This is a genomic window from Trinickia sp. NRRL B-1857 (assembly GCF_050470685.1).
Taxonomy (GTDB): Bacteria; Pseudomonadota; Gammaproteobacteria; order Burkholderiales; family Burkholderiaceae; genus Trinickia.
Map to the genome: position 1 here is coordinate 2081204 of NZ_JBFLUK010000001.1, position 19614 is coordinate 2100817.

Below are 19614 nucleotides of genomic sequence, written 5' to 3' on the forward strand. Positions count from 1 at the left end.
TTCGCCTCTCATTCCAAATCCGCGGCCGCGCGGCGCTTCGCGCTTACGCCGTTATCCCTGCGCTTGAGCCATTTCTTGGCGCAGCGCTTCGGCGATCAGCGTGGCCTGCGCCCGCCGCTGCGACAGCAGCGCCTCGGAGACGGAGCGTTGCCGAGGCGCCCAGATCGGCAGCGGAAAATGGGCGTCGTTGGTAAAGCGCGGAATGACGTGCCAGTGCACATGCGGCACCTGATTGCCGAGGCTCGCGAGATTCACCTTATTCGGCGACAGCACGCGCCGTACCGCACGTTCGGTCGCGTAGACGGCCAGCATCACGCGTTGCCGCTCGCCCGGCTGCAAATCCGAAAATTCCGCCACGTGCGCGTTCCACACGACGCGACAAAAACCCGGGTAGTCGTGCTCGTCGGCCAGCACGACGCGCAATGCATCGTCCTGCCAAAGCACGACCCCGCCTTCCTCACGGCAAAATACGCATTCCATCATCGTCCCTTGGCCTCAAGCCGACGTCGATAAGCACTCATGCGCGGGCGCGCGTTACACCGTCTGCGCCCCGCGCGTGGGCGCTATTACACCAGTACGCGCTCGATTCCGCCATTATTCGCGCGCTCGACATAGTCGGCCATCCAGTTCTCGCCCAGGACGTGGCGCGCCATTTCGACGACGATGTAATCGGCTTCGACGCCCGCATCTTCGTTATAGCGCGATAGCCCCTGCAAGCAAGACGGGCAGCTCGTGAGCACCTTTACGTCGGCCGCACCGTTGCCGGCCGCCGCTTTGTCGCCATCGGTGCCCGCCGCCGTCACGGCAATTTCGCGCAGCTTGGCGGCGCCCTTACGAATTTCTTCCTCTTTCCGGAAGCGCACCTGCGTCGAAATGTCAGGGCGAGCCACGGCGAACGTGCCCGATTCGCCGCAGCAGCGCTCGTTCTTCGCGATCTTATAGCCGTCGTTGCTCGACCCCATCAGCTCGTTCACGAGCTTGACCGGATCGATCGTTTTGATCGGCGTGTGGCACGGGTCGTGATACATGTAACGCGTACCGGTCACGCCGTCGAGCTTGATCCCTTTCTCGAGCAGGAACTCGTGAATGTCGATAATGCGGCAACCCGGGAAGATCTTGTCGAATTCGTAGCCGGCCAATTGGTCGTAACAGGTGCCGCACGAGACGACCACCGTCTTGATATCCAGATAGTTCAGCGTGTTGGCCACCCGGTGGAACAGCACCCGGTTGTCCGTGACGATCTTCTCGGCCTTGTCGTACTGGCCGGCCCCGCGCTGCGGATAGCCGCAGCACAGGTAGCCCGGCGGCAGCACCGTCTGTACGCCCGCCTCCCACAACATCGCCTGAGTCGCCAGGCCCACCTGCGAGAACAACCGCTCGGAGCCGCAGCCCGGGAAATAGAAGACCGCTTCCGAGTCGACGGTCGTCGTCTTCGGATTGCGGATGATCGGAACGATCTTGTTGTCTTCGATGTCGAGCAGCGCGCGCGCCGTCTTCTTCGGCAAGTTGCCCGGCATCTTCTTGTTCACGAAGTGGATCACCTGCTCCACCACAGGCGGGCGCCCCGTCGTTGCCGGCGGATGCGCGGTTTGCTTCTTCGCGAAATTTTTCAGCAGATCGTTACCCAACCGCTGCGCCTTGTAGCCGATCCCCATCATCGCCGTGCGGGCGACATTGATCGTCTGCGGATTCGTCGCGTTCAAAAAGAACATCCCCGCCGCCGCGCCCGCGTTGAATTTCTTCTTGCCCATCTTGCGCAACAGATTGCGCATATTCATCGAGACGTCGCCAAAGTCGATCTTCACCGGGCACGGCGTCGCGCACTTGTGGCAGACCGTGCAGTGATCGGCCACGTCGTTGAACTCGTCCCAATGCTTGATGGACACGCCGCGGCGCGTCTGCTCCTCGTACAAGAACGCTTCGACGAGCAGCGAGGTCGCCAAGATCTTGTTACGCGGGCTGTACAGCAGATTCGCGCGCGGCACGTGCGTCGCGCAAACCGGTTTGCACTTGCCGCAGCGCAAGCAATCTTTCACCGAGTCGGCGATTGCGCCGATGTCGGACTGCTGCATGATCAGCGACTCATAGCCCATCAAGCCGAAGCTCGGCGTGTAGGCATTGCGCAGGTCGGCGCCCGGCAGCAGCTTGCCCTTGTTGAAGCGGCCGTTCGGATCGATCCTTTCCTTATATGCGCGGAAATCGGCGATCTCGGCCTCGGTCAGGAACTCGAGCTTCGTAATACCGATCCCGTGCTCGCCCGAGATCACCCCGTCGAGCGACCGGGCCAGCTTCATGATGCGCTCGACGGCCTTATGCGCGTCTTGCAGCATCTCGTAGTTGTCGGAGTTGACCGGAATGTTCGTATGCACGTTGCCGTCGCCGGCATGCATGTGCAGTGCGACGAACACGCGGCCGCGCAGGACCTTTTTATGGATCGCCTGCGCTTCGTCGAGGATCGGCTTGAACTCGCCGCCATTGAAGATTTGGCGCAGTTCGGCGCGAATTTCCTGCTTCCACGAGGCGCGGATCGTGCGGTCTTGGAGCACGTGGAAGACATTGACGCCCGGTTGATCGTCCACGCGGTCGGCGAACTTCTCGGCAAGTGCCTCGTAGCCGAGCTGAACCAGGTAGTGCTGCGCCTCGCGCAGCGACAAATCCAGCTTGTCGAGCGCGAACGACCAGCGCGCACGGACGCGGGTCAGCAGCGCGAGCGCCTGCTGCACACGGTCTTCCAGCAACTCCGCGCTCGGGATTTCGTTGGCGTCGTCCGTCTTGCCGAGCGGCAGATTGCCGGCCTTGAAGAACGCTTCGAGCGCGTCGACGAGTTGCAACTTGTTCTTCAGCGAGAGCTCGATGTTGATCCGCTCGATGCCGTCCGTGTACTCGCCCATGCGGTTCAACGGAATGACGACGTCTTCGTTGATCTTGAACGCGTTCGTATGCTTCGCGATCGCGGCGGTACGGCTGCGGTCGAGCCAGAAACGCTTGCGCGCTTCGGCGCTGACGGCGACGAAACCCTCGCCGCTCTTGCCGTTGGCCATGCGCACGACTTCCGAGGTGGCGGAGGCCACCGCATCGGCATCGTCGCCGACGATGTCGCCGATCAGCACCATCTTCGGAAACGCATTGCGCTTCGATTTCGTCGCGTAACCCACCGCGCGCAGATAGCGCTCGTCCAAGTGCTCGAGGCCCGCGAGAATCGCGCCCCCGCGCTTGGACGTTTCGAACAGGTAATCCTTGATTTCGACGATGCTCGGAATCGCATCGCGCGCCTGACCGAAGAATTCGAGGCAGACGGTGCGGATATGCGCCGGCATCTTGTGCAGCACCCAGCGCGCGGACGTGATGAGCCCGTCGCAGCCTTCCTTCTGCACGCCGGGCAGGCCGGCGAGAAATTTGTCGGTGACGTCCTTGCCGAGCCCTTCCTTGCGGAAGCGGCGCCCCTCGATCGAGAGCGTTTCCGTACGCAAGAGCCGCTCGCCCGGCGCGGCATCGCCGTCGAACCATTTCAACTCGAACCGGGCCACGTCGACATCGTGAATCTTGCCGCGGTTGTGCTCGAGCCGTGTCACTTCGAGCCAATTGCCCTGCGGATCGACCATGCGCCACCAGGCGAGATTATCGAGCGCGGTGCCCCACAGCACGGCCTTCTTGCCGCCTGCGTTCATCGCGACGTTGCCGCCGATGCACGAGGCGTCGAGCGAGGTCGGATCGACGGCGAACACATAGCCCGCAGCCTCGGCCGCCTCGGTCACGCGGCGCGTGACGACACCTGCGCCGGAGAAAATCGTCGGTACTTTGACCGACACGCCGGGTAGCTCCGTCAACTCGACGGCGCCCAACTGCTCGAGCTTTTCGGTGTTGATGACGGCGGAGAACGGCGTGAGCGGAACCGCGCCGCCCGTATAGCCCGTGCCGCCTCCGCGCGGAATCACGGTCAGGCCGAGTTCGAAGCAGGCCTTGACGATGCTCGCGATCTCCGCCTCGGTGTCGGGGGTCAGCACGACGAACGGGTACTCGACGCGCCAATCGGTCGCATCGGTGACGTGCGAAACGCGCGACAGACCGTCGAACCGAATGTTGTCTTTTTGCGTGCAACGGCCAAGCACTTTGGTGGCGCGGCGGCGCAGTTCGGCCATCGTCGCGAATTCGGCGGCGAACGCCTCGACGGCGCCGCGTGCGCTCGCGACCAGCATTTCGACGCGCGACGCGCGTTCGCGCCCCGCTTCGTCGCCGTGCTCGACCATGTCGGCGCGGCGGCGCTTCTCGATTTCGTTCAGCCGGTGGTTCAACGCCTCGATCAGCAACGCGCGGCGCTTCGGATTGTCGAGCAGGTCGTCTTGCAGATACGGATTGCGGCGCACGACCCAGATGTCGCCGAGCACTTCGTACAGCATCCGGGCCGAGCGGCCGGTGCGGCGCTCGGCGCGCAGCTCGTCGAGCGCGCGCCATGCTTCGTCGCCCAGCAGGCGAATGACGATTTCCCGATCGGAAAACGACGTGTAGTTGTACGGAATCTCGCGCAAGCGCGGTTCGGGTTCGGCGGCGACGGCAGCCGCGGCGCCGTGCGGATCGAAGACTTGAGGTGCGTTCATGGTCGGACGGATCGATAGGCCGGCCAAGGCGTCCATCGACGTTCAAGGCCGGCAATGCGCGTCACGCGCAATGATTTCTGGAAACTGGGCGTCGGCAGCGAGGGCTCGCCGCGCGGGTAGGCGGCAGCGCAGCCTGCTCGCATCAGAAGGTCGCTAGCCGCACGATCGTGCGTGACGGGCGTGCCGCTGCGCCGCGGGACGCGCTTCCCGCGGGGCTGGGGTGAGAGGGGCCGTCCGTGGCTGCCAGCGCATTATCCGGTCCTGGTTTTAAAACAGAATTCTACCGCATCGCACGAAGACGCGTTGACGCGCGATTGAACTCGCCGCAACGGCCGAATCCGCGCCCCAACCCGCCGGCCGACCGTCCATCCGGTCAATTTTCGGGCGGCTTTCTATGCCTTGCGGTTATCCATTCGGCAGGAGAAAACCGCCGTCCGTTGGCGCTATCATTGACCCTTTCGCATCCCGCACGCCACGCGCGCCCGTTAAGCGCCTCACGCCCATGTCCTCGTCTCACGATTACCTGAAGAAAATCCTGACCGCCCGCGTCTACGACGTCGCTCGCGAGACGGAACTCGAACCGGCGCGCAATCTCTCCGCCCGGCTGTCCAATCGCGTCTATTTGAAGCGCGAGGACAATCAGCCCGTCTTTTCCTTCAAGCTGCGCGGCGCCTACAACAAAATGGTGCACATCGACGCCGATGCGCGCGCCCGGGGCGTCATCACGGCCTCGGCCGGCAACCACGCGCAGGGCGTGGCGTTTTCGGCCGCGCGGCTCGCCGTCAAGGCCGTCATCGTCGTGCCCGTCACGACGCCGCAAGTGAAGGTCGACGCGGTACGCGCGCACGGCGGCCCCACCGTCGAGGTCGTCCAGTTCGGCGAATCGTATAGCGACGCTTATGCGCATGCGATCGAGCTGCAAAAGGCGCGAGGCCTGACCTTCGTGCATCCGTTCGACGATCCCTATGTGATCGCCGGGCAAGGCACCGTCGCGATGGAAATCCTGAGCCAGCATCAGGCGCCCATTCATGCGATCTTCGTCCCCATCGGCGGCGGCGGACTGGCCGCCGGCATCGGCGCCTACGTGAAAGCGGTGCGTCCGGACATCAAAGTCATCGGCGTACAAACGGAAGACTCGTGCGCCATGGCGCGCTCCATCCGGGCCGGCGAGCGCGTCACCTTGCCCGAAGTCGGTCTCTTTTCCGACGGCACCGCGGTCAAACTCGTGGGCGAGGAAACGTTCCGCCTGTGCCGCCAGTATTTGGACGATGTCCTCACCGTCAACACGGATGCACTGTGTGCCGCGATCAAGGATGTCTTCCAAGACACGCGTAGCTTGCTCGAACCCGCAGGCGCGCTGTCGGTGGCGGGCGCCAAGCAGTATGCCGAACGCACGGGCGTGACGGGCGAAACGCTGGTCGCCGTCACCTCCGGCGCGAACATGAATTTCGACCGGATGCGCTTCGTCGCGGAACGAGCCGAGGTGGGCGAAGCGCGCGAAGCCGTCTTCGCGGTGACGATTCCCGAAGAGCGCGGCAGTTTCAAGCGCTTTTGCGAACTCGTGGGCGAGCGCAACGTTACCGAGTTCAACTACCGTATCGCCGACGCGAGCGCGGCGCACATCTTCGTCGGCGTGCAAATCAAGAGCCGAGGCGAATCGGCGGAGATCGCCGGCACGTTCGAGCAGCATGGCTTTCCCACCGTGGATCTGACGGGCGACGAACTGTCCAAGCAGCACATTCGCTATATGGTCGGGGGCCACTCTCCGCTCGCGCGCGACGAGCGCCTGTTCCGGTTCGAGTTTCCCGAACGGCCCGGTGCGCTCATGAAATTCCTTTCGTCGATGGCGCCCGATTGGAACATCAGCCTGTTTCACTATCGAAACCAAGGCGCGGATTACAGCTCGATCCTCGTCGGCATCCAGGTACCGCTGGCGGACAACGAAGCGTTCGCGCGATTCCTATCGACGCTCGGCTATCCGCATTGGGACGAGAGCGGCAACCCCGTCTATCGGCTCTTTCTTGCGTGAGACGCCTCCATTCTCGACCGGACACCATGACTCCCGAACATTCGCCGCTCGGCAAAAGCACGAGCTATACCGAACAGTACGATCCGACGCTGCTCTTTCCCATCGCACGCAGCCAAGCGCGCGAAGCGATCGGCATCGCGCAGACGCTGCCGTTTTTCGGCACCGATATTTGGAACGCCTACGAGCTGTCCTGGCTCAATATGCGCGGCAAGCCGCAGATCGCCATCGCCACGTTTTTCGTGCCGGCCGAGTCGGCGAACATCGTCGAGTCGAAATCGTTCAAGCTTTATCTGGGCTCGTTTGCGCAGACGCGCGTCGAATCCGTCGACGCGCTGCGCGAGATGCTTAAGCGCGACGTCTCGGCCGCATGCGGCGCGAGCGTCTCGGTGCGTCTCGCGACGCCCGCGGAATTTAGCAAGCTCGAGTTCGAAGAATTCGACGGACTTTCGCTCGATCGCCTCGATCTCGATGCCGACGTCTACCAACCGGATCCGACGCTGCTGACCGCCGCTCACGGCGAAGCGCCCGTGGAAGAAACGCTTTATTCCAACTTGCTGAAATCGAACTGCCCGGTAACGGGCCAACCCGATTGGGGCAGCGTGCAGATCCACTACGTGGGACCGCAGATCGACCATGCGGGGCTGCTGCGCTACATCATTTCCTATCGCTCGCACACGGGTTTTCACGAGCAATGCGTCGAGCGCATCTTCATCGACGTTCTGCGCGAGTGCCGCCCGGTGAAGCTCGCCGTCTATGCGCGCTATACGCGTCGCGGCGGGCTCGACATCAATCCGTTTCGCACCAACTACAACCTGCCGATGCCCGATAACGCGCGCACGGCGCGGCAATAAAGGCCTGCGCAAGCGCCAAAATCCGATGAAGCCGGTACGGCGGGGCCCTGGGCAACCCTAGCTCCCGCCGGAAACCTGAGCGCCGCCTCGCTTCGATCGGCTCAGAACGCCTCGCTCGCGGACGCGCCTCGATCGTCGCCGGCCGCCCTCGCGCCGCGCGGCACGAAGCGTCCCGCGCGCGCGCCCGACGGCGCGCGATCGCGGTACGACAACGCGCCGTTGACCCACACGGCGTCGATACCGTCGGCGACCTGACGCGGATTGTCGAACGTGGCCGCATCGCGCACCGTCGCGGGGTCGAACAACACGAGATCGGCGTGATAGCCGACGTGAATCTCGCCGCGCCGCTCGAGCCCGAAGCGCCGCGCGGACAACCCCGTCATCTTGCGCACCGCCTCCTCGAGCGGCATCAACCGCACGTCGCGCGCGTAGTGGCCAAGCACGCGCGGGAACGTGCCCCAAAGCCGCGGGTGCGGCAGCGGATCGTTCGGCAACCCGTCCGAACCCACCATCGACGCCGGGTGGGCCAGGATCCGCCGCACGTCGTCTTCGGACATGTTGTGGTACACCGCGCCCGCCGGCTGCAAGCGCGCCGCCGCTTCGTGCTGCGTCACGCCCCACTCGCTCGCAATGGCCGCCAACCGCTTGCCCGACGCCTCGGGATGCGGTTTGGACCAGGTCACGGTGATCTCGATGTCGCCCGTGACCTGCTTGAGATCCAGCGTGGTGGAACTGCGGTCGTACGGATAGCAGTCGCAGCCCACGTGCTGTGTCGCTCGCGCGCGTTCGAGCGACGCGAGCACTTCGACGCTGCGCCCCCAGTTGCGCGGCCCGGCGCATTTCAGATGCGAGACGACCACCGGCACGTGTGCGTGCCGGCCGATGCGGCATGCTTCGTCGAACGCGTCGAGAATCGCGTCGAACTCGCTGCGCATGTGGGTCGCGTAAAGCGCGCCCGCCTGCGCGAGCGGCGCCGCGAGCGCCATCACCTCTTCGGTCGGCGCGTGAAATGCCGACGCATACGCCAGACCGGAGCTCAAGCCGAGCGCACCGTGCTCGAGCGCGTCGACGAGCTGTGCGCGCATCGCGTCGATCTCGGCCGCCGTCGCCCCCCGGTCAAGCCGGTCCATATGATTGCTGCGCAACGCCGTATGGCCGACGAGCGCCGCGACGTTGACGGCCGGGCGCGCGGCATTGACCGCATCGACGTACGCGCCGAAGGTGGGAAAGCAAAACGATTCGCGCTCGCCGAGCAGGTTCATCGGATCGGGCGGATCGCCGCGCAGCGTAACGGGCGATGCACTGATACCGCAGTTGCCGACGATAACGGTGGTCACGCCTTGCGAGAGCTTGGGCAGCATCTGCGGCTCGCGGATGACATGGGTGTCGTCGTGCGTGTGGACGTCGATGAAACCGGGCGCCAGCGCGCGGCCGTCCGCCTCGACGATCTCTTCGGCAATCCAATTCGAGAGGTTGCCGACGGCTGCGATCTTCTCGCCGCGAATTGCGACGTCGCGCACGACGGGCGGCTTGCCTGTCCCGTCGTAGAGCGTGGCACCGTAGATCAACGTATCGGCGGCTTCCGGATGAGAATGCATGGTTCGTCTCCGTGTGCGAGGCGCGTTAGGGCGGTGTGCCGCGGCGGGATGCGGCGGCACCGGCTTGCCGAGAATCGTACTCGCAGTTTCTGTACTATGGGAGTCCGAACGCCGGCAGGGACGCCGTCGCACGATTACACCAGGGACGACTCCGATGACATTGACGATGACGAGCTATACGGCCGCCTGCATCGACCCGCTCGGCAAGGGCTTAGGCATGGTGCCGAGCACGAGTGTGCCGCTCGACTCGGCGAAGAACCTCGAATGGAATCTGCTCGACGAAAACGTGAGCTTGCCGGCCGCTGTCCTCTACGCGGACCGGATTGAGCACAACTTGAAATGGATGCAAGACTTCATCGCCGAATACGGGCTGAAGTTCGCGCCGCACGGCAAAACGACGATGGCGCCGCAATTGTTTCGCCGGCAGCTCGACACGGGCGCTTGGGGGATTACGCTCGCCACGGCCCATCAAACGCGCGCGGCCTACCATGGCGGCGTCGAGCGCGTGTTGATGGCCAACCAGCTCGTCGGCAAGCAGAACATGGCGATGATCGCCGAGCTTTTGTCCGATCCTGACTTCGACTTCTTTTGCCTCGTGGACTCGCCGGATGGAGTCGATCAGCTCGGCACCTTCTTCAAGGCTGCCGGCCGCCGGTTGCAAGTGTTGATCGAACTGGGGGTGCAAGGCGGACGAACGGGCGTACGCGACGATGCCCAGCTCGAAGGCGTACTCGCCGCGATCGCTCGTCACGAAGGCACGCTGGTGCTCGCCGGCATCGAACTGTACGAGGGCGTGCTGGCCGACGAGCAAGCCGTGCGCGCGTTCTTGCGGCGGGCGGTCGATACCACGCGTACGCTCGCGCAGGCAGGCCGCTTCGAGCGCAGCCCAGCGATCCTGTCGGGCGCGGGTTCGGCCTGGTACGACATCGTCGCGGAGGAATTTGCCGCGCAATCGAAGGCGGGCGCGATCGACGTGGTGCTGCGCCCCGGCTGCTATCTGACGCACGACGTCGGCATCTATAAGAAGGCACAAACCGAGATCCTCGCGCGCAATCCGATCGCGAAGAAAATGGGCGAAGCCTTACTGCCGGCGTTGCAGCTCTGGGCGTACGTGCAGTCGATTCCGGAGGCGGACCGGGCGATCGTCGGTTTCGGCAAGCGTGACGCGGCCTTCGATGCGGGCATGCCCGTCCCGGCGCGCCACTATCGGCCCGGCGCCGACGCACCGCGCGAGATCGCACAGAGCGAGGGCTGGGAAGTCACGGGGATGATGGATCAGCATGCCTATCTGCGCATCGTTCCGGGCGCCGATCTGAAAGTGGGCGATATGCTCGCCTTCGATATTTCGCACCCGTGTCTAACGTTCGACAAGTGGCGGCAGTTGCTCGTCGTCGACGAGCGCTACCGCGTGACCGAGGTGATCGAAACGTTTTTCTGAGATGCCGGCTGGCGCGTCACCGGCGACGGTCGCCCGGCGCAAGCTGGCCGCCCTCGCCGCTCGAGTTCGTCGTATCGCCGGTAAGCGGCGGCGAGTCGGCCACTTCGCCGATCCTCGCCTCGAGCTTCGCCAACGCGTCCGATAACGCCGACAACGCATCGTCCGGCAGCGCCCCCATCGTTTCGAGCAAGAACGCGTTGCGCTGCGGCAAGCTCGCATCGACGGCGTGGCGCCCTTCGTTCGTCAACCGGACATTCGTGATGCGGTTGTCGCGCGCGTCGACGCTGCGCTCGATCCAACCGAGCGCTTCGAGCGATTTCAACTGACGCGTCAGCGCGCCCGGATCGATCCGCAGCCGTTCGACGAGCCGCTTTTGCGACCACTCGCCGTCGGGGTCTGTAAGCGCGAGCAAGATGCGCCAGCGGGGCATCGCATGCCCCACTTGCGCTTCGAACGCCGACATGAACGAGCGATAGGTTCGGCCGAACTGCTGAACGATCGCGATGTAGTCTTCCATGGTGCAACCCTTATTCCTTTGTCGGCGCTATTCTGCCGCAGGTACGGGCTCGCCACGACGGGTGATGCTCACGTGCGGTACGCTCGCGCACCGCCAGAGCGCGACGAGCGCGACGACGGCCGCCACGGCGAGACCCGCGTGAATCGCGGTAACGAGCGACACGCGTGCTTGTTCGAGCAACGCGGCGCCGTCATGGCCCGCATGCGCGAGCGATTCGAGCAGCGTACGTTGAGCGTTTTGATTGACGAGGATTTGCGGATCGCGCATGGTGGACCACCATTGCATGGCGTTCGCATCGGTCAGCGCATCGCGCACGCCGCGAGCGTAAAGATGGGTGATCAGCGTGCCCGTCACGGCCGCCCCGAACATGCCCCCGATCATGCGCAGCGATTGCAGCAAAGCAGTGGCGATCCCTAAGTGCTCGCGTCCGGCCGTTTCCTGGGCGAACACCGTGAGGTTCGGCAGCACGAAGCCGAGACCCACCCCGGCCAGCATCATGAGCCCCATGAGCAGCGGGTGCGGCATCGAACGCGTGGCCGCCGCCGTACCGATGCAGGCACACGCCAACAGCGCGCAGCCGACGTAGAGCATCGCGTTGGGCCGGCGGATGCGCGTTACGATACGGCCGTTGAGAATACTGCCGATCGTGATGAATACGACGAGCGGCGTGATCAGCAGGCCCGCATCCTTGGGCGAGAGTCCGAAGCCGCCTTGCAGCAGTAGCGGCGCGTAAAAAATCAACGAAAACATCGAGTATCCGCCGAGCACCGACAACGTGAACAGCGCGGCGAGACTGCGATTGGCGAACATATCGAGCGGCAGAATCGGCTGGGCAGCGCGCTGCTCCCATTTCCACAGCGCCACGGCCGAGACGGCGGCTGCCACGCCCAGTGCCCCGACGCCGCGCGATAAGCCATGCTGAGACAGCGATTCGACCAGCAATTGCAGGGAACCGAGCGCGAGCGCGATCAACAACGAACCGGGCCAGTCGAGCCGAATCTTGCCGCCAGCCTTCAGATGCCGGACATGCGGCAGATAGCGCCAAACGAAAACGAGCGAAAGCAAGCCGACGGGAAGATTGACGTAAAAGGCGGAGCGCCAGCCGTAGTACTGCGTCAGAAACCCGCCGAGCGACGGCCCGATCGCATTCGCGATCCCGAATGCCGAGCTCATGAGGACCTGCCAACGCAGGCGCACCACCGAGTCGGGAAACAGATCGGGGATGCAGGCGAATGCCGTGCCGACGAGCATGCCGCCGCCGATGCCCTGTAACGCGCGCGCGATCACGAGAAACAGCATGCTATTGGCCGCGCCGCACAGCACGGATGCTCCCGTGAAGACAACGATGGAGGCGATCACGAACGGCTTGCGCCCGAAATAGTCGCCCAGTCGCCCGAAAATCGGCACAGTGATGACGGACGTCAGTAAGTAGGACGTCGCCACCCAGGCATAGAGCTCGAAACCGCGCAACTCGGCGACAATCGTCGGCAACGCGGTACCGACGACGGTCTGATCGAATGCGACCAGCATGGTGACGAAGGAGATGCCGAGCATGGCGAGAAGCGACTCACGGAACGGCAGCAGCTGCCCGCGCGAGTGATGAGCGGCGGTGTGAACGGCCATTTTTTGAGGAAGCAATCGTTGATGCGTCAAAGAATGCCGAATGATAGCATGGCCGCATAGAATTTGCTGGGGAGCGGCAGGCCGCGCTATCGCCGATTCGTGCGCTTCTCCCCTCTTTTTCCCTCAATTTGCCACATGGAACCGATCCCTATCTTAGGGCCGCAACTCACCGTCGACGATCTCGCCGCCTTGGCCGAGGCTAAACGGGCGCTTGAAAGACAGCCGCTGGCGATGAAGCTGGCGGGTGCGGTTGGCATGCCGATCGAGCGTTTGCTCGCGCGATTGCCGGCTTATGCGCACGAAACGATCGCCGATGCCACGCGCCGCGCGCTCGACGCCAGCTTACGCACGGCGCTCGCAACGCTCGGCAAGCCGGAGCCGGCGCTCGAGGACGGCACCGCCCGGCCGCGCACAGCGGCAAGCGGCAAGCCGCGCGATTGGCTTCACAAAGTGGCTGTCGCGACGACAGGCGCCGCGGGCGGCGCATTCGGCCTTGTCGCGCTGCCGGCCGAATTGCCTCTCACGACCACGCTGATGTTCCGGTCCATCTGCGCTATTGCGCGCAGCGAAGGCGAAGATCTACGCGAGGCGCATGCGCGGCTGCAATGTCTCGCCGTATTCGGGATGGGGAGCAACGCTCAAGACGAGGAAGCCGACTTCGGCTACTTCATCGCCCGCGGCGCACTCGCGCAGGCGATCTCGAAGGCGTCATCGGAACTGGCCAGCAAGGGCGTCGCGGCACATGGCGCCCCCGCGCTCGTGCGGCTCATGAACGTGATCGCGGCCCGTTTTTCCGCTCAAGTCAGCGAACAGATCGCGGCCAAATCGATCCCCGCGATCGGTGCCGTGCTCGGCGCCGCCGTCAATACCGTCTTCATCGATCACTTCCAGCAGACGGCGCACGGACATTTCACCGTTCGCCGCCTCGAGCGGCGCTACGGCACCCCAGCCGTACAGGCGGCCTATCGCGCGATCGAATCGACGGCGGCAGCGCCGGCTACGCGCTCGCGCGCGTGAGTTCGCACGAACAGCGTCGCCCGCTCGAGGGCTTGCTTCGCCTCGGGTACGAAAGGCGTCCACAAGTGCCATACGTGCGGCATTTTCGGCCAGATCTCGCATTGCACCGAGACCCCCGCCGAACGTGCGCGCTCCGCCACGCGTCGCGTGTCGTCGAGCAGCACTTCGGTGCTGCTCGCCTGAATCATCAGCGGCGGCAGGCCCGATAGATCGGCGTACACCGGAGAAAGATAGGGATGCGTCGGATCGGCGTCGCCGACATAAAACTTCGCAGCCCGCCCGATGGCGGCTCCGCAAAACATCGGGTCGATACCGTCGTTGGACTCGATCGTGCCGCCCGTGGCCGCGAGATCCGTCCACGGCGAGAAGAGGACCCCGGCCGCCGGCAACGGATCGCCGGCATCGCGTAGCGCGACGAGCGTCGCCAACGCAAGGCCGCCGCCTGCCGAATCGCCGGCAATGACGATCGAATCGGCAGGGACGTCTCGGGCAAGCAGTCGTCGATAGGCGGCGAGCGCGTCGTCGAGCGCGGCCGGAAACGGATGCTCGGGCGCGAGCCGGTAGTCCAGGGAGAATGTGCGGGCACCCGAACGCGACGCGAGCGCGAAGACGAGCGGACGGTGCGATGCCGGCGAACAAAAATAATAGCCGCCGCCATGGCAATACAGAATCGTGCGCACCGGCGAGCGCCGGGCGAGATCGGCTGGACGCTCCAACCATTCGCCGCGCAGCGGCGCATCGGACGGCGACATCTGCTCGGTCAACCGCCAACCGGCCGGCACCTTCGGCCGCCGAATCCGCGCGCTCGCGTGAAGACGCGCCCGCTCGACGCTCACATGCGGCTTGAGCGTTTCAGGGCGAAATTGTTTCTTGAGCAACCAACAGGCGACGGCGCTTTGCCAGCTCATCGCTATCCACTCCGCGCTTAACTTGATTCTCGACGCTAACCGCCATGGTACGTGGACAAACGCGAAAGCGCTGCGGCGCCGGCGCAGACTGTGCGCGGGAACGCACTTCCCGCGCAACGAGCGGCCCGGCATTGCTCGAGCGCGATGAATCCCTTAGTTGGCCGGAACGACCTGCCCGCGGATTTCGCCGCTCGGGTTGGCCGCAGTATGCACATTGAAGTACCACTTGCCGTTCATCAAGTCGTCGGCTTGCGCGTCGGTGAGCGTCTTCTCGCCTGCGATCGGGCTCGCGAGCTTATCCTTGGGAATACCGACCTGAACGCCGGCATTTTGACCGACGGGCGCGGGACCGTGGAAATGCGCCATCGTCGCGGGCCCGGTTAGCCCTTCGTACGTAACCTGCCATTTGAGGTCTTTCGAAGCCGTATCGAAGGTCGCCTGCAATGCGCCATGACCCTTGGACGTCTTGGGCGGCACCTCGCTGGACGGCTCGAGATTGGCCTTCAGCGAAACGGTGTCGGCGAACGCGGCGCCCGTTGCGACCGCCCACAACAAAACGGCCAGATTCAGCTTTCGCATTACATGCATCTTGCTCTCCTGTTTGTTGAGGCCGCCTGTGCGAACACGCTCCGCACCCCAGTTGCGGCGGCTCCACATACTAGAACAAGTTGAAGAACATCGTGCGACAGCAGCGCAAGCGAGACGAACGCAGCGTCAGCAGACCTTGCGAAACATCGTGTCCACGACGGTGCCCGGGCTCACCGCCACCCAAGCCGAATCGCCCGAGCGCAGCGCGCCGGCCGGCGAGCCGTCCGCGCCCAGATAGTGCGTATCGAGCGCGCGCCACTGCTTACCGGCGCAGTCGATTTGATACCGCGTGACGGAAACCGCAACCGGCGCACTCGCCCCGGGCATCATCGAAGACGACTTCCACGTGGTCTTCGCGGTGTATTCGATATAACCGTCTGAATCGGTTGCAATGCTGTCGGTATCGACTGCGTAGGCTAGATCGCTGGCGCTTTTCAAAGGCGTCCATTGCGTGGCATCGGCGTACGCCACGGAACCTAGTGCAACAGTGAAGACGATCAAAGGGCGGAGCCAATTCATGTTTTGTTTCCTAACGTTCGGAATGGCCCGGCTTTGCGAAATCGCTAATTATTTTGGTGTCCTGCATATTTTTTTGCACGATGGCTCAGATTCTAGCAGAGCATAGTGTGAAAGCCTCCCGAAAATCTCGTGTATTGGTCCGCCCTGGCGCAAAGTGCAGGGGTGTGCTAACCACCTTGCGAGGATGCGTGCGCCGAATGCGAACGCGGCATGCGCCCGTTACCGCGCCGCCGACGCGGCGGTCGCGTCGCTCGCCGAGTCGACGACTTCGAAGTCTTTCGCGCGTAGGCTGACTTTGCGTGCATAGGCGGTGGAACCGCCATAGCTCTTGAGGGCGGCGCCCACATCGCCGCGAGCCGATTCCAAGTAGCCGTGCAAGATGGCCGAGCCCGCCTCGATGTTGGTGGCCGGTTCGGTCAGGTCGAGGTTTTTGACGAGCCTCTTATGCGCTGCCGGGACGACCTGCATGAGTCCCGTCGCGCCGTGCCTGCCGCGCGCATGGTCTTGGAAACGCGACTCGATCGAGATGATCGCGAGCACCAGCGCGGGCGGTAGCGAGTACTTCGATGCCGAGGTCATCACCGCCGAGGAGATCTGTTCCGCTTTGGCACGCGCGAGTCCGAACTTTTGCGTGAGCATCTCGCGGATGCGGTGGACTTGCCCGGACCCCGTTCCCGTTGCCGTCACCGCAGCGCCATCCGACGCGGCTACGGCCCCCGACGCTTCGCTCGGCGCACTGGCGCTCACACCGGCCGATGCGGCCAGCACGCGCGATGCTTCGGACTCCTGCGCAAATGCGGACGCGGACGCAGCCAGACCGAACGAGAGTAGCAACGCGAAAAAGAGTCGTGTCATCAGGCACTTAAGAGAAAAGGGGTGCGCCGCATTATAGCGGCTCATTCCGGGACTTTCAGGGGCTCGATTGAATTCATCAGTCGATTAAAAGGGCCGTGTCGAGGTACCCGATCGCCGCCCGCGCCGGTTAAGGCCGCGTTAAGCAACCGCAGCGGACAATCGGGCCTGGCTCTCACGACGACGTCCCCATGGCACTAAACGAACTCGAAGCGCTGAACCGCGCGCTGTTTTTGGCGATCGATGCAACGCCGTCCACACCGGCCTTAGGCATCGCCGTTGCCGCCTTCGTCGCCAACGGCCTGATTTGGTCCATCCCGCTTCTTTTGATCGGCCTTTGGCTGTCGGCCGACACACATCGTCGCGAAACGGCGCTGCGAGGATGCGCCGTCGCACTAGTTGCGCTCGGCGCGAATCAGTTGATCGGCCTAGCTTGGTCGCACCCGAGGCCCTTCATGATCGGTCTCGGACATACGTTTCTCGCGCACGCACCCGACTCTTCGTTTCCGAGCGATCACGCGACGGTCTTCGCCGCGCTTTGCGTGACCCTCTTCGCGCAGCGGATGACACGTCTAGGTCTCGCGACGTTCGCAAGCGGCTTGGCTGTGGCGTGGGCTCGCATTTTTCTCGGGGTCCATTTCCCGCTCGATATGATCGGCGCCGCAGGCGTAGCCGTTGCGGTACACATCGCACTAACCCCGGCATGGAGGCACGCCGGGCCGCGGTTGACCCAATGGGCTGTCGCTATCCATCGGCGCGTGTTTGCCGCGCCCATTCGGCTGGGCTGGCTGCGGCCATAATCGAGCGCGCCGCCGTCTGCATGTTTCTTGCAACGCAAGCTTGAAGTTGGCTTTTAGAGCCGCTTTCGCGTCCTTTTAAACCCGGCGTATTCCGCCACCGTTAATGAGTAAAAAGCCTAACCAAATACCCAATTCTGTAAGCAGAGATTTCGAAACAACAGCACCGAGAATAACCACGGCATAAAGCGCCAAACCTTCCCGACTTCCGGCTCGTCGCATTGCTCCCCCTCATGGGGGATGGTTCCATCACGTCTACAGATCACTGACCTAAACACGCGCATCGAAGACGCGGGGATGGACCATGCCTAAAGTAGCGGAACCCGACCAGCAGTTGAGCCGGCCGCTCGCGCCAGCCGGCTGCGACGGGGCAGCGCTCTCGCTGCCTAGGCCCGTTTTATCGGGGCCGAACAATGTGTGCACCGGAGTGACTAGCCCGGCGATCGTCACCAAGCGAAACGACACCATGCGAAGTACTACGGCTTGGCTCAATAAGGGCTTACGCGGCGCATGGCGCGCGGCTAAATATTTGATACCCGACGAGTTGTTTCTGCGGCTCTCGCATCGGCGTCATGTCGGGCGTTTTCCGAGCCTGGGCGCGCCGAGGACATTTAACGAATTCATCCTACAACGCTGCCTGCACCCCGAGCCGCTGTGGAGCGTGCTCGCCGATAAACTCGCCGTGCGCGAGTTCGTCAAAGCGCGCATCGGAGAGGAGCATCTGATTCCGCTCATCGCCGTGCCCGAGGTATTTACGGAGGAGGTCTTCGCTTCGCTGCCGAACGCGTTCGTCATGAAGACGAACCACGGCTGCGCCTTCGTCAAGATCGTCGAGGACAAGCGCCAAACGTCCTTCAAAGAATTGAACCGGCTCGCGCAAGCATGGCTCGCCCAGGACTTTTATCACTCCTCGCGCGAACGACACTACCGGCCGATCAAGCCGAGGCTCTACTTCGAGCAGTTGCTGGTGGACCGGGCCGGCAATATTCCCGCCGATCTAAAAATGAATATGTTCGGCCACGATCGAAACGGACCGATCATCTACGCGGGCATTGTCGCGGACCGGTTCGGCACGCCCCACGGGGATGTCTTCGACGTGAATTGGAATCACCTCGACCTCGCCGTGGGCCACTACCCGCGCAGCAAGATCCCGCCCCTCAAGCCGCCGCATTGGGACGAGATCGTACGTCTTGCGACGCGGCTGGTCGACGGACTCGGTTACGTACGCCTCGATCTTTATGTGCCCGACGGCAAGATTTATTTCGGAGAACTGACTTTTACGCCGGGGGCAGGCGTCTTTCCGTTCCACCCGGACCGCTACGACTACGAATGGGGGCAACTATTTCGAAACATGACCGAACAAGAACGGCCGATCGATAACGAGACATTCAAACAAGGCTCGCGGGTATGACCATGCAGACGACCGACACGAATACGAACACGACCAACGGCATGACCCTCACCACATCCTCGGATATCGCTCGCGCGCTTGCCGAAATCGAGCGAACGCTTACGCCTTCGACCGATATCGATGCGCTAACCGATACCCGCGTGCGCGAGACGTATGCGGCAGGCCTCGCTTGGATGCAGCGCTTCATCATGCAGCCCCACTCCGATCTCGGGCGCAAGGGTGCCGTGTGTCCGTTTGCAAAGCCCTCGCATGAAGAGCGCGCGTTGCTGTTCAGCGCCTTCGATGCCGCGGACATGCCGTTCGATACGTACATCGGCGCCTTGATGCGGCTTCCGTACCTTTTCAATCGCGTGGCGGCGGAGCGGCCCGAGCCGTCCGAACTCCTTTCGCTTGCGGTGTATCCGCTCGGGTTGCAGGACGAGGAGCACTACAAGTTCATCGACTGCGCACACATGATCTTGAAGCCGTTCTACATGGAGTGCGGGTTGATGTTGGGCGAGTTCCATCCCACGAGCAGCGTACGAGGGGCGCATTCGGACTCGTTTCGACCCATGCGTGCCGACAAGCCGCTATTGGTGATACGCGCGATGGCACTGCACGACGCCCTGTTCATCGACGGCGCGTCGACGCCGATCGGCATGCGCGTACACGAGCTCGAATGCTATCTGCGCTGGAACGCCGAGCGCTTGTCCGCCACCGAAAAGGCGCGCGTAGCCGATCGGCTCGCGCAACGCAAGGCACAGCTTGCCGCCGTCGACGCCATCGCCCAACCGGCGGGGCAGACAGCCAGTGTCTGAAACCGGAAATCCGCAAATGCAATACCGCTTGGCGCGATGCGCGCCGGCCGCAACGAGCGGCCAACGTATTCGTA

General features: G+C 63.6%; 16 protein-coding genes. 7 read left to right on the forward strand and 9 right to left on the reverse strand.

Annotated elements, in window-relative coordinates; translation table 11 throughout:
* Positions 1 to 51 precede the first annotated feature (51 nt).
* Together AB1286_RS09225 and AB1286_RS09230 are read right to left on the reverse strand one after the other, a co-directional pair.
* Entirely contained in the window at positions 52 to 480 is a 429-nt protein-coding gene (locus AB1286_RS09225; RefSeq protein WP_430365023.1) for an HIT family protein, read from the reverse strand.
* Between the two features lie 86 nt (positions 481 to 566).
* The gene (locus AB1286_RS09230; RefSeq protein WP_430362990.1) at positions 567 to 4595 is read right to left on the reverse strand and encodes a DUF3683 domain-containing protein; all 4029 of its coding nucleotides are present in this window, start codon (positions 4593 to 4595) and stop codon (positions 567 to 569) included.
* A gap of 502 nt (positions 4596 to 5097) precedes the next feature.
* Between AB1286_RS09230 and ilvA the strand changes: the two genes are divergently transcribed.
* The gene (ilvA, locus tag AB1286_RS09235) at positions 5098 to 6624 is read left to right on the forward strand and encodes a threonine ammonia-lyase, biosynthetic (protein ID WP_430362991.1); all 1527 of its coding nucleotides are present in this window, start codon (positions 5098 to 5100) and stop codon (positions 6622 to 6624) included.
* Between the two features lie 26 nt (positions 6625 to 6650).
* On the forward strand, positions 6651 to 7475 hold the full coding sequence (gene queF / locus AB1286_RS09240; protein WP_430362992.1) for an NADPH-dependent 7-cyano-7-deazaguanine reductase QueF: 825 nt from the start codon (positions 6651 to 6653) through the stop codon (positions 7473 to 7475).
* Positions 7476 to 7576: 101 nt separating this feature from the next.
* On the opposite strand, the gene AB1286_RS09245 is transcribed toward queF, so the two are convergent.
* On the reverse strand, positions 7577 to 9073 hold the full coding sequence (locus AB1286_RS09245; protein ID WP_430362993.1) for an N-acyl-D-amino-acid deacylase family protein: 1497 nt from the start codon (positions 9071 to 9073) through the stop codon (positions 7577 to 7579).
* Between the two features lie 154 nt (positions 9074 to 9227).
* On the opposite strand from AB1286_RS09245, the gene AB1286_RS09250 reads away from it, so the two are divergent.
* Positions 9228 to 10511, forward strand: coding sequence for an amino acid deaminase (locus AB1286_RS09250; RefSeq protein ID WP_430362994.1), 1284 nt, complete (start codon positions 9228 to 9230; stop codon positions 10509 to 10511).
* Between the two features lie 16 nt (positions 10512 to 10527).
* On the opposite strand, the gene AB1286_RS09255 is transcribed toward AB1286_RS09250, so the two are convergent.
* Together AB1286_RS09255 and AB1286_RS09260 are read right to left on the reverse strand one after the other, a co-directional pair.
* Positions 10528 to 11028: a MarR family winged helix-turn-helix transcriptional regulator gene (locus AB1286_RS09255; protein ID WP_430362995.1), complete on the reverse strand. Its 501-nt coding sequence runs from the start codon at positions 11026 to 11028 to the stop codon at positions 10528 to 10530.
* A gap of 27 nt (positions 11029 to 11055) precedes the next feature.
* Entirely contained in the window at positions 11056 to 12651 is a 1596-nt protein-coding gene (locus AB1286_RS09260) for an MFS transporter (RefSeq protein WP_430362996.1), read from the reverse strand.
* Between the two features lie 135 nt (positions 12652 to 12786).
* On the opposite strand from AB1286_RS09260, the gene AB1286_RS09265 reads away from it, so the two are divergent.
* On the forward strand, positions 12787 to 13668 hold the full coding sequence (locus tag AB1286_RS09265; protein ID WP_430362997.1) for an EcsC family protein: 882 nt from the start codon (positions 12787 to 12789) through the stop codon (positions 13666 to 13668).
* Here AB1286_RS09265 and AB1286_RS09270 read toward each other — a convergent pair.
* The 4 genes from AB1286_RS09270 to AB1286_RS09285 form a co-directional block, all read right to left on the reverse strand.
* A complete protein-coding gene (locus AB1286_RS09270) occupies positions 13614 to 14576 on the reverse strand; it encodes an alpha/beta hydrolase (protein ID WP_430362998.1) in 963 nt (320 codons plus the stop codon). The genes AB1286_RS09265 and AB1286_RS09270 overlap by 55 nt on opposite strands.
* A gap of 153 nt (positions 14577 to 14729) precedes the next feature.
* The gene (locus tag AB1286_RS09275; RefSeq protein WP_430362999.1) at positions 14730 to 15164 is read right to left on the reverse strand and encodes a CHRD domain-containing protein; all 435 of its coding nucleotides are present in this window, start codon (positions 15162 to 15164) and stop codon (positions 14730 to 14732) included.
* 126 nt (positions 15165 to 15290) lie between these two features.
* On the reverse strand, positions 15291 to 15683 hold the full coding sequence (locus AB1286_RS09280; protein ID WP_430363000.1) for a surface-adhesin E family protein: 393 nt from the start codon (positions 15681 to 15683) through the stop codon (positions 15291 to 15293).
* Positions 15684 to 15902: 219 nt separating this feature from the next.
* Complete coding sequence (locus AB1286_RS09285; RefSeq protein WP_430363001.1) at positions 15903 to 16538, reverse strand: lytic transglycosylase domain-containing protein; 636 nt, start codon at positions 16536 to 16538, stop codon at positions 15903 to 15905.
* Between the two features lie 188 nt (positions 16539 to 16726).
* Between AB1286_RS09285 and AB1286_RS09290 the strand changes: the two genes are divergently transcribed.
* The 3 genes from AB1286_RS09290 to AB1286_RS09300 all read left to right on the forward strand — a co-directional run bounded on the left by AB1286_RS09290 (position 16727) and on the right by AB1286_RS09300 (position 19540).
* Positions 16727 to 17335, forward strand: a complete 609-nt coding sequence (locus tag AB1286_RS09290) for a phosphatase PAP2 family protein (protein WP_430363002.1) — start codon at positions 16727 to 16729, stop codon at positions 17333 to 17335.
* A gap of 463 nt (positions 17336 to 17798) precedes the next feature.
* A complete protein-coding gene (locus AB1286_RS09295) occupies positions 17799 to 18743 on the forward strand; it encodes an ATP-grasp fold amidoligase family protein (RefSeq protein ID WP_430363003.1) in 945 nt (314 codons plus the stop codon).
* Positions 18740 to 19540 carry a DUF6875 domain-containing protein gene (locus AB1286_RS09300; RefSeq protein ID WP_430363004.1) on the forward strand — a complete coding sequence of 267 codons (801 nt, stop codon included), beginning with the start codon at positions 18740 to 18742 and terminating at the stop codon, positions 19538 to 19540. Before AB1286_RS09295 ends, AB1286_RS09300 begins: the two co-directional genes overlap by 4 nt.
* The last annotated feature ends 74 nt before the right edge of the window (positions 19541 to 19614 follow it).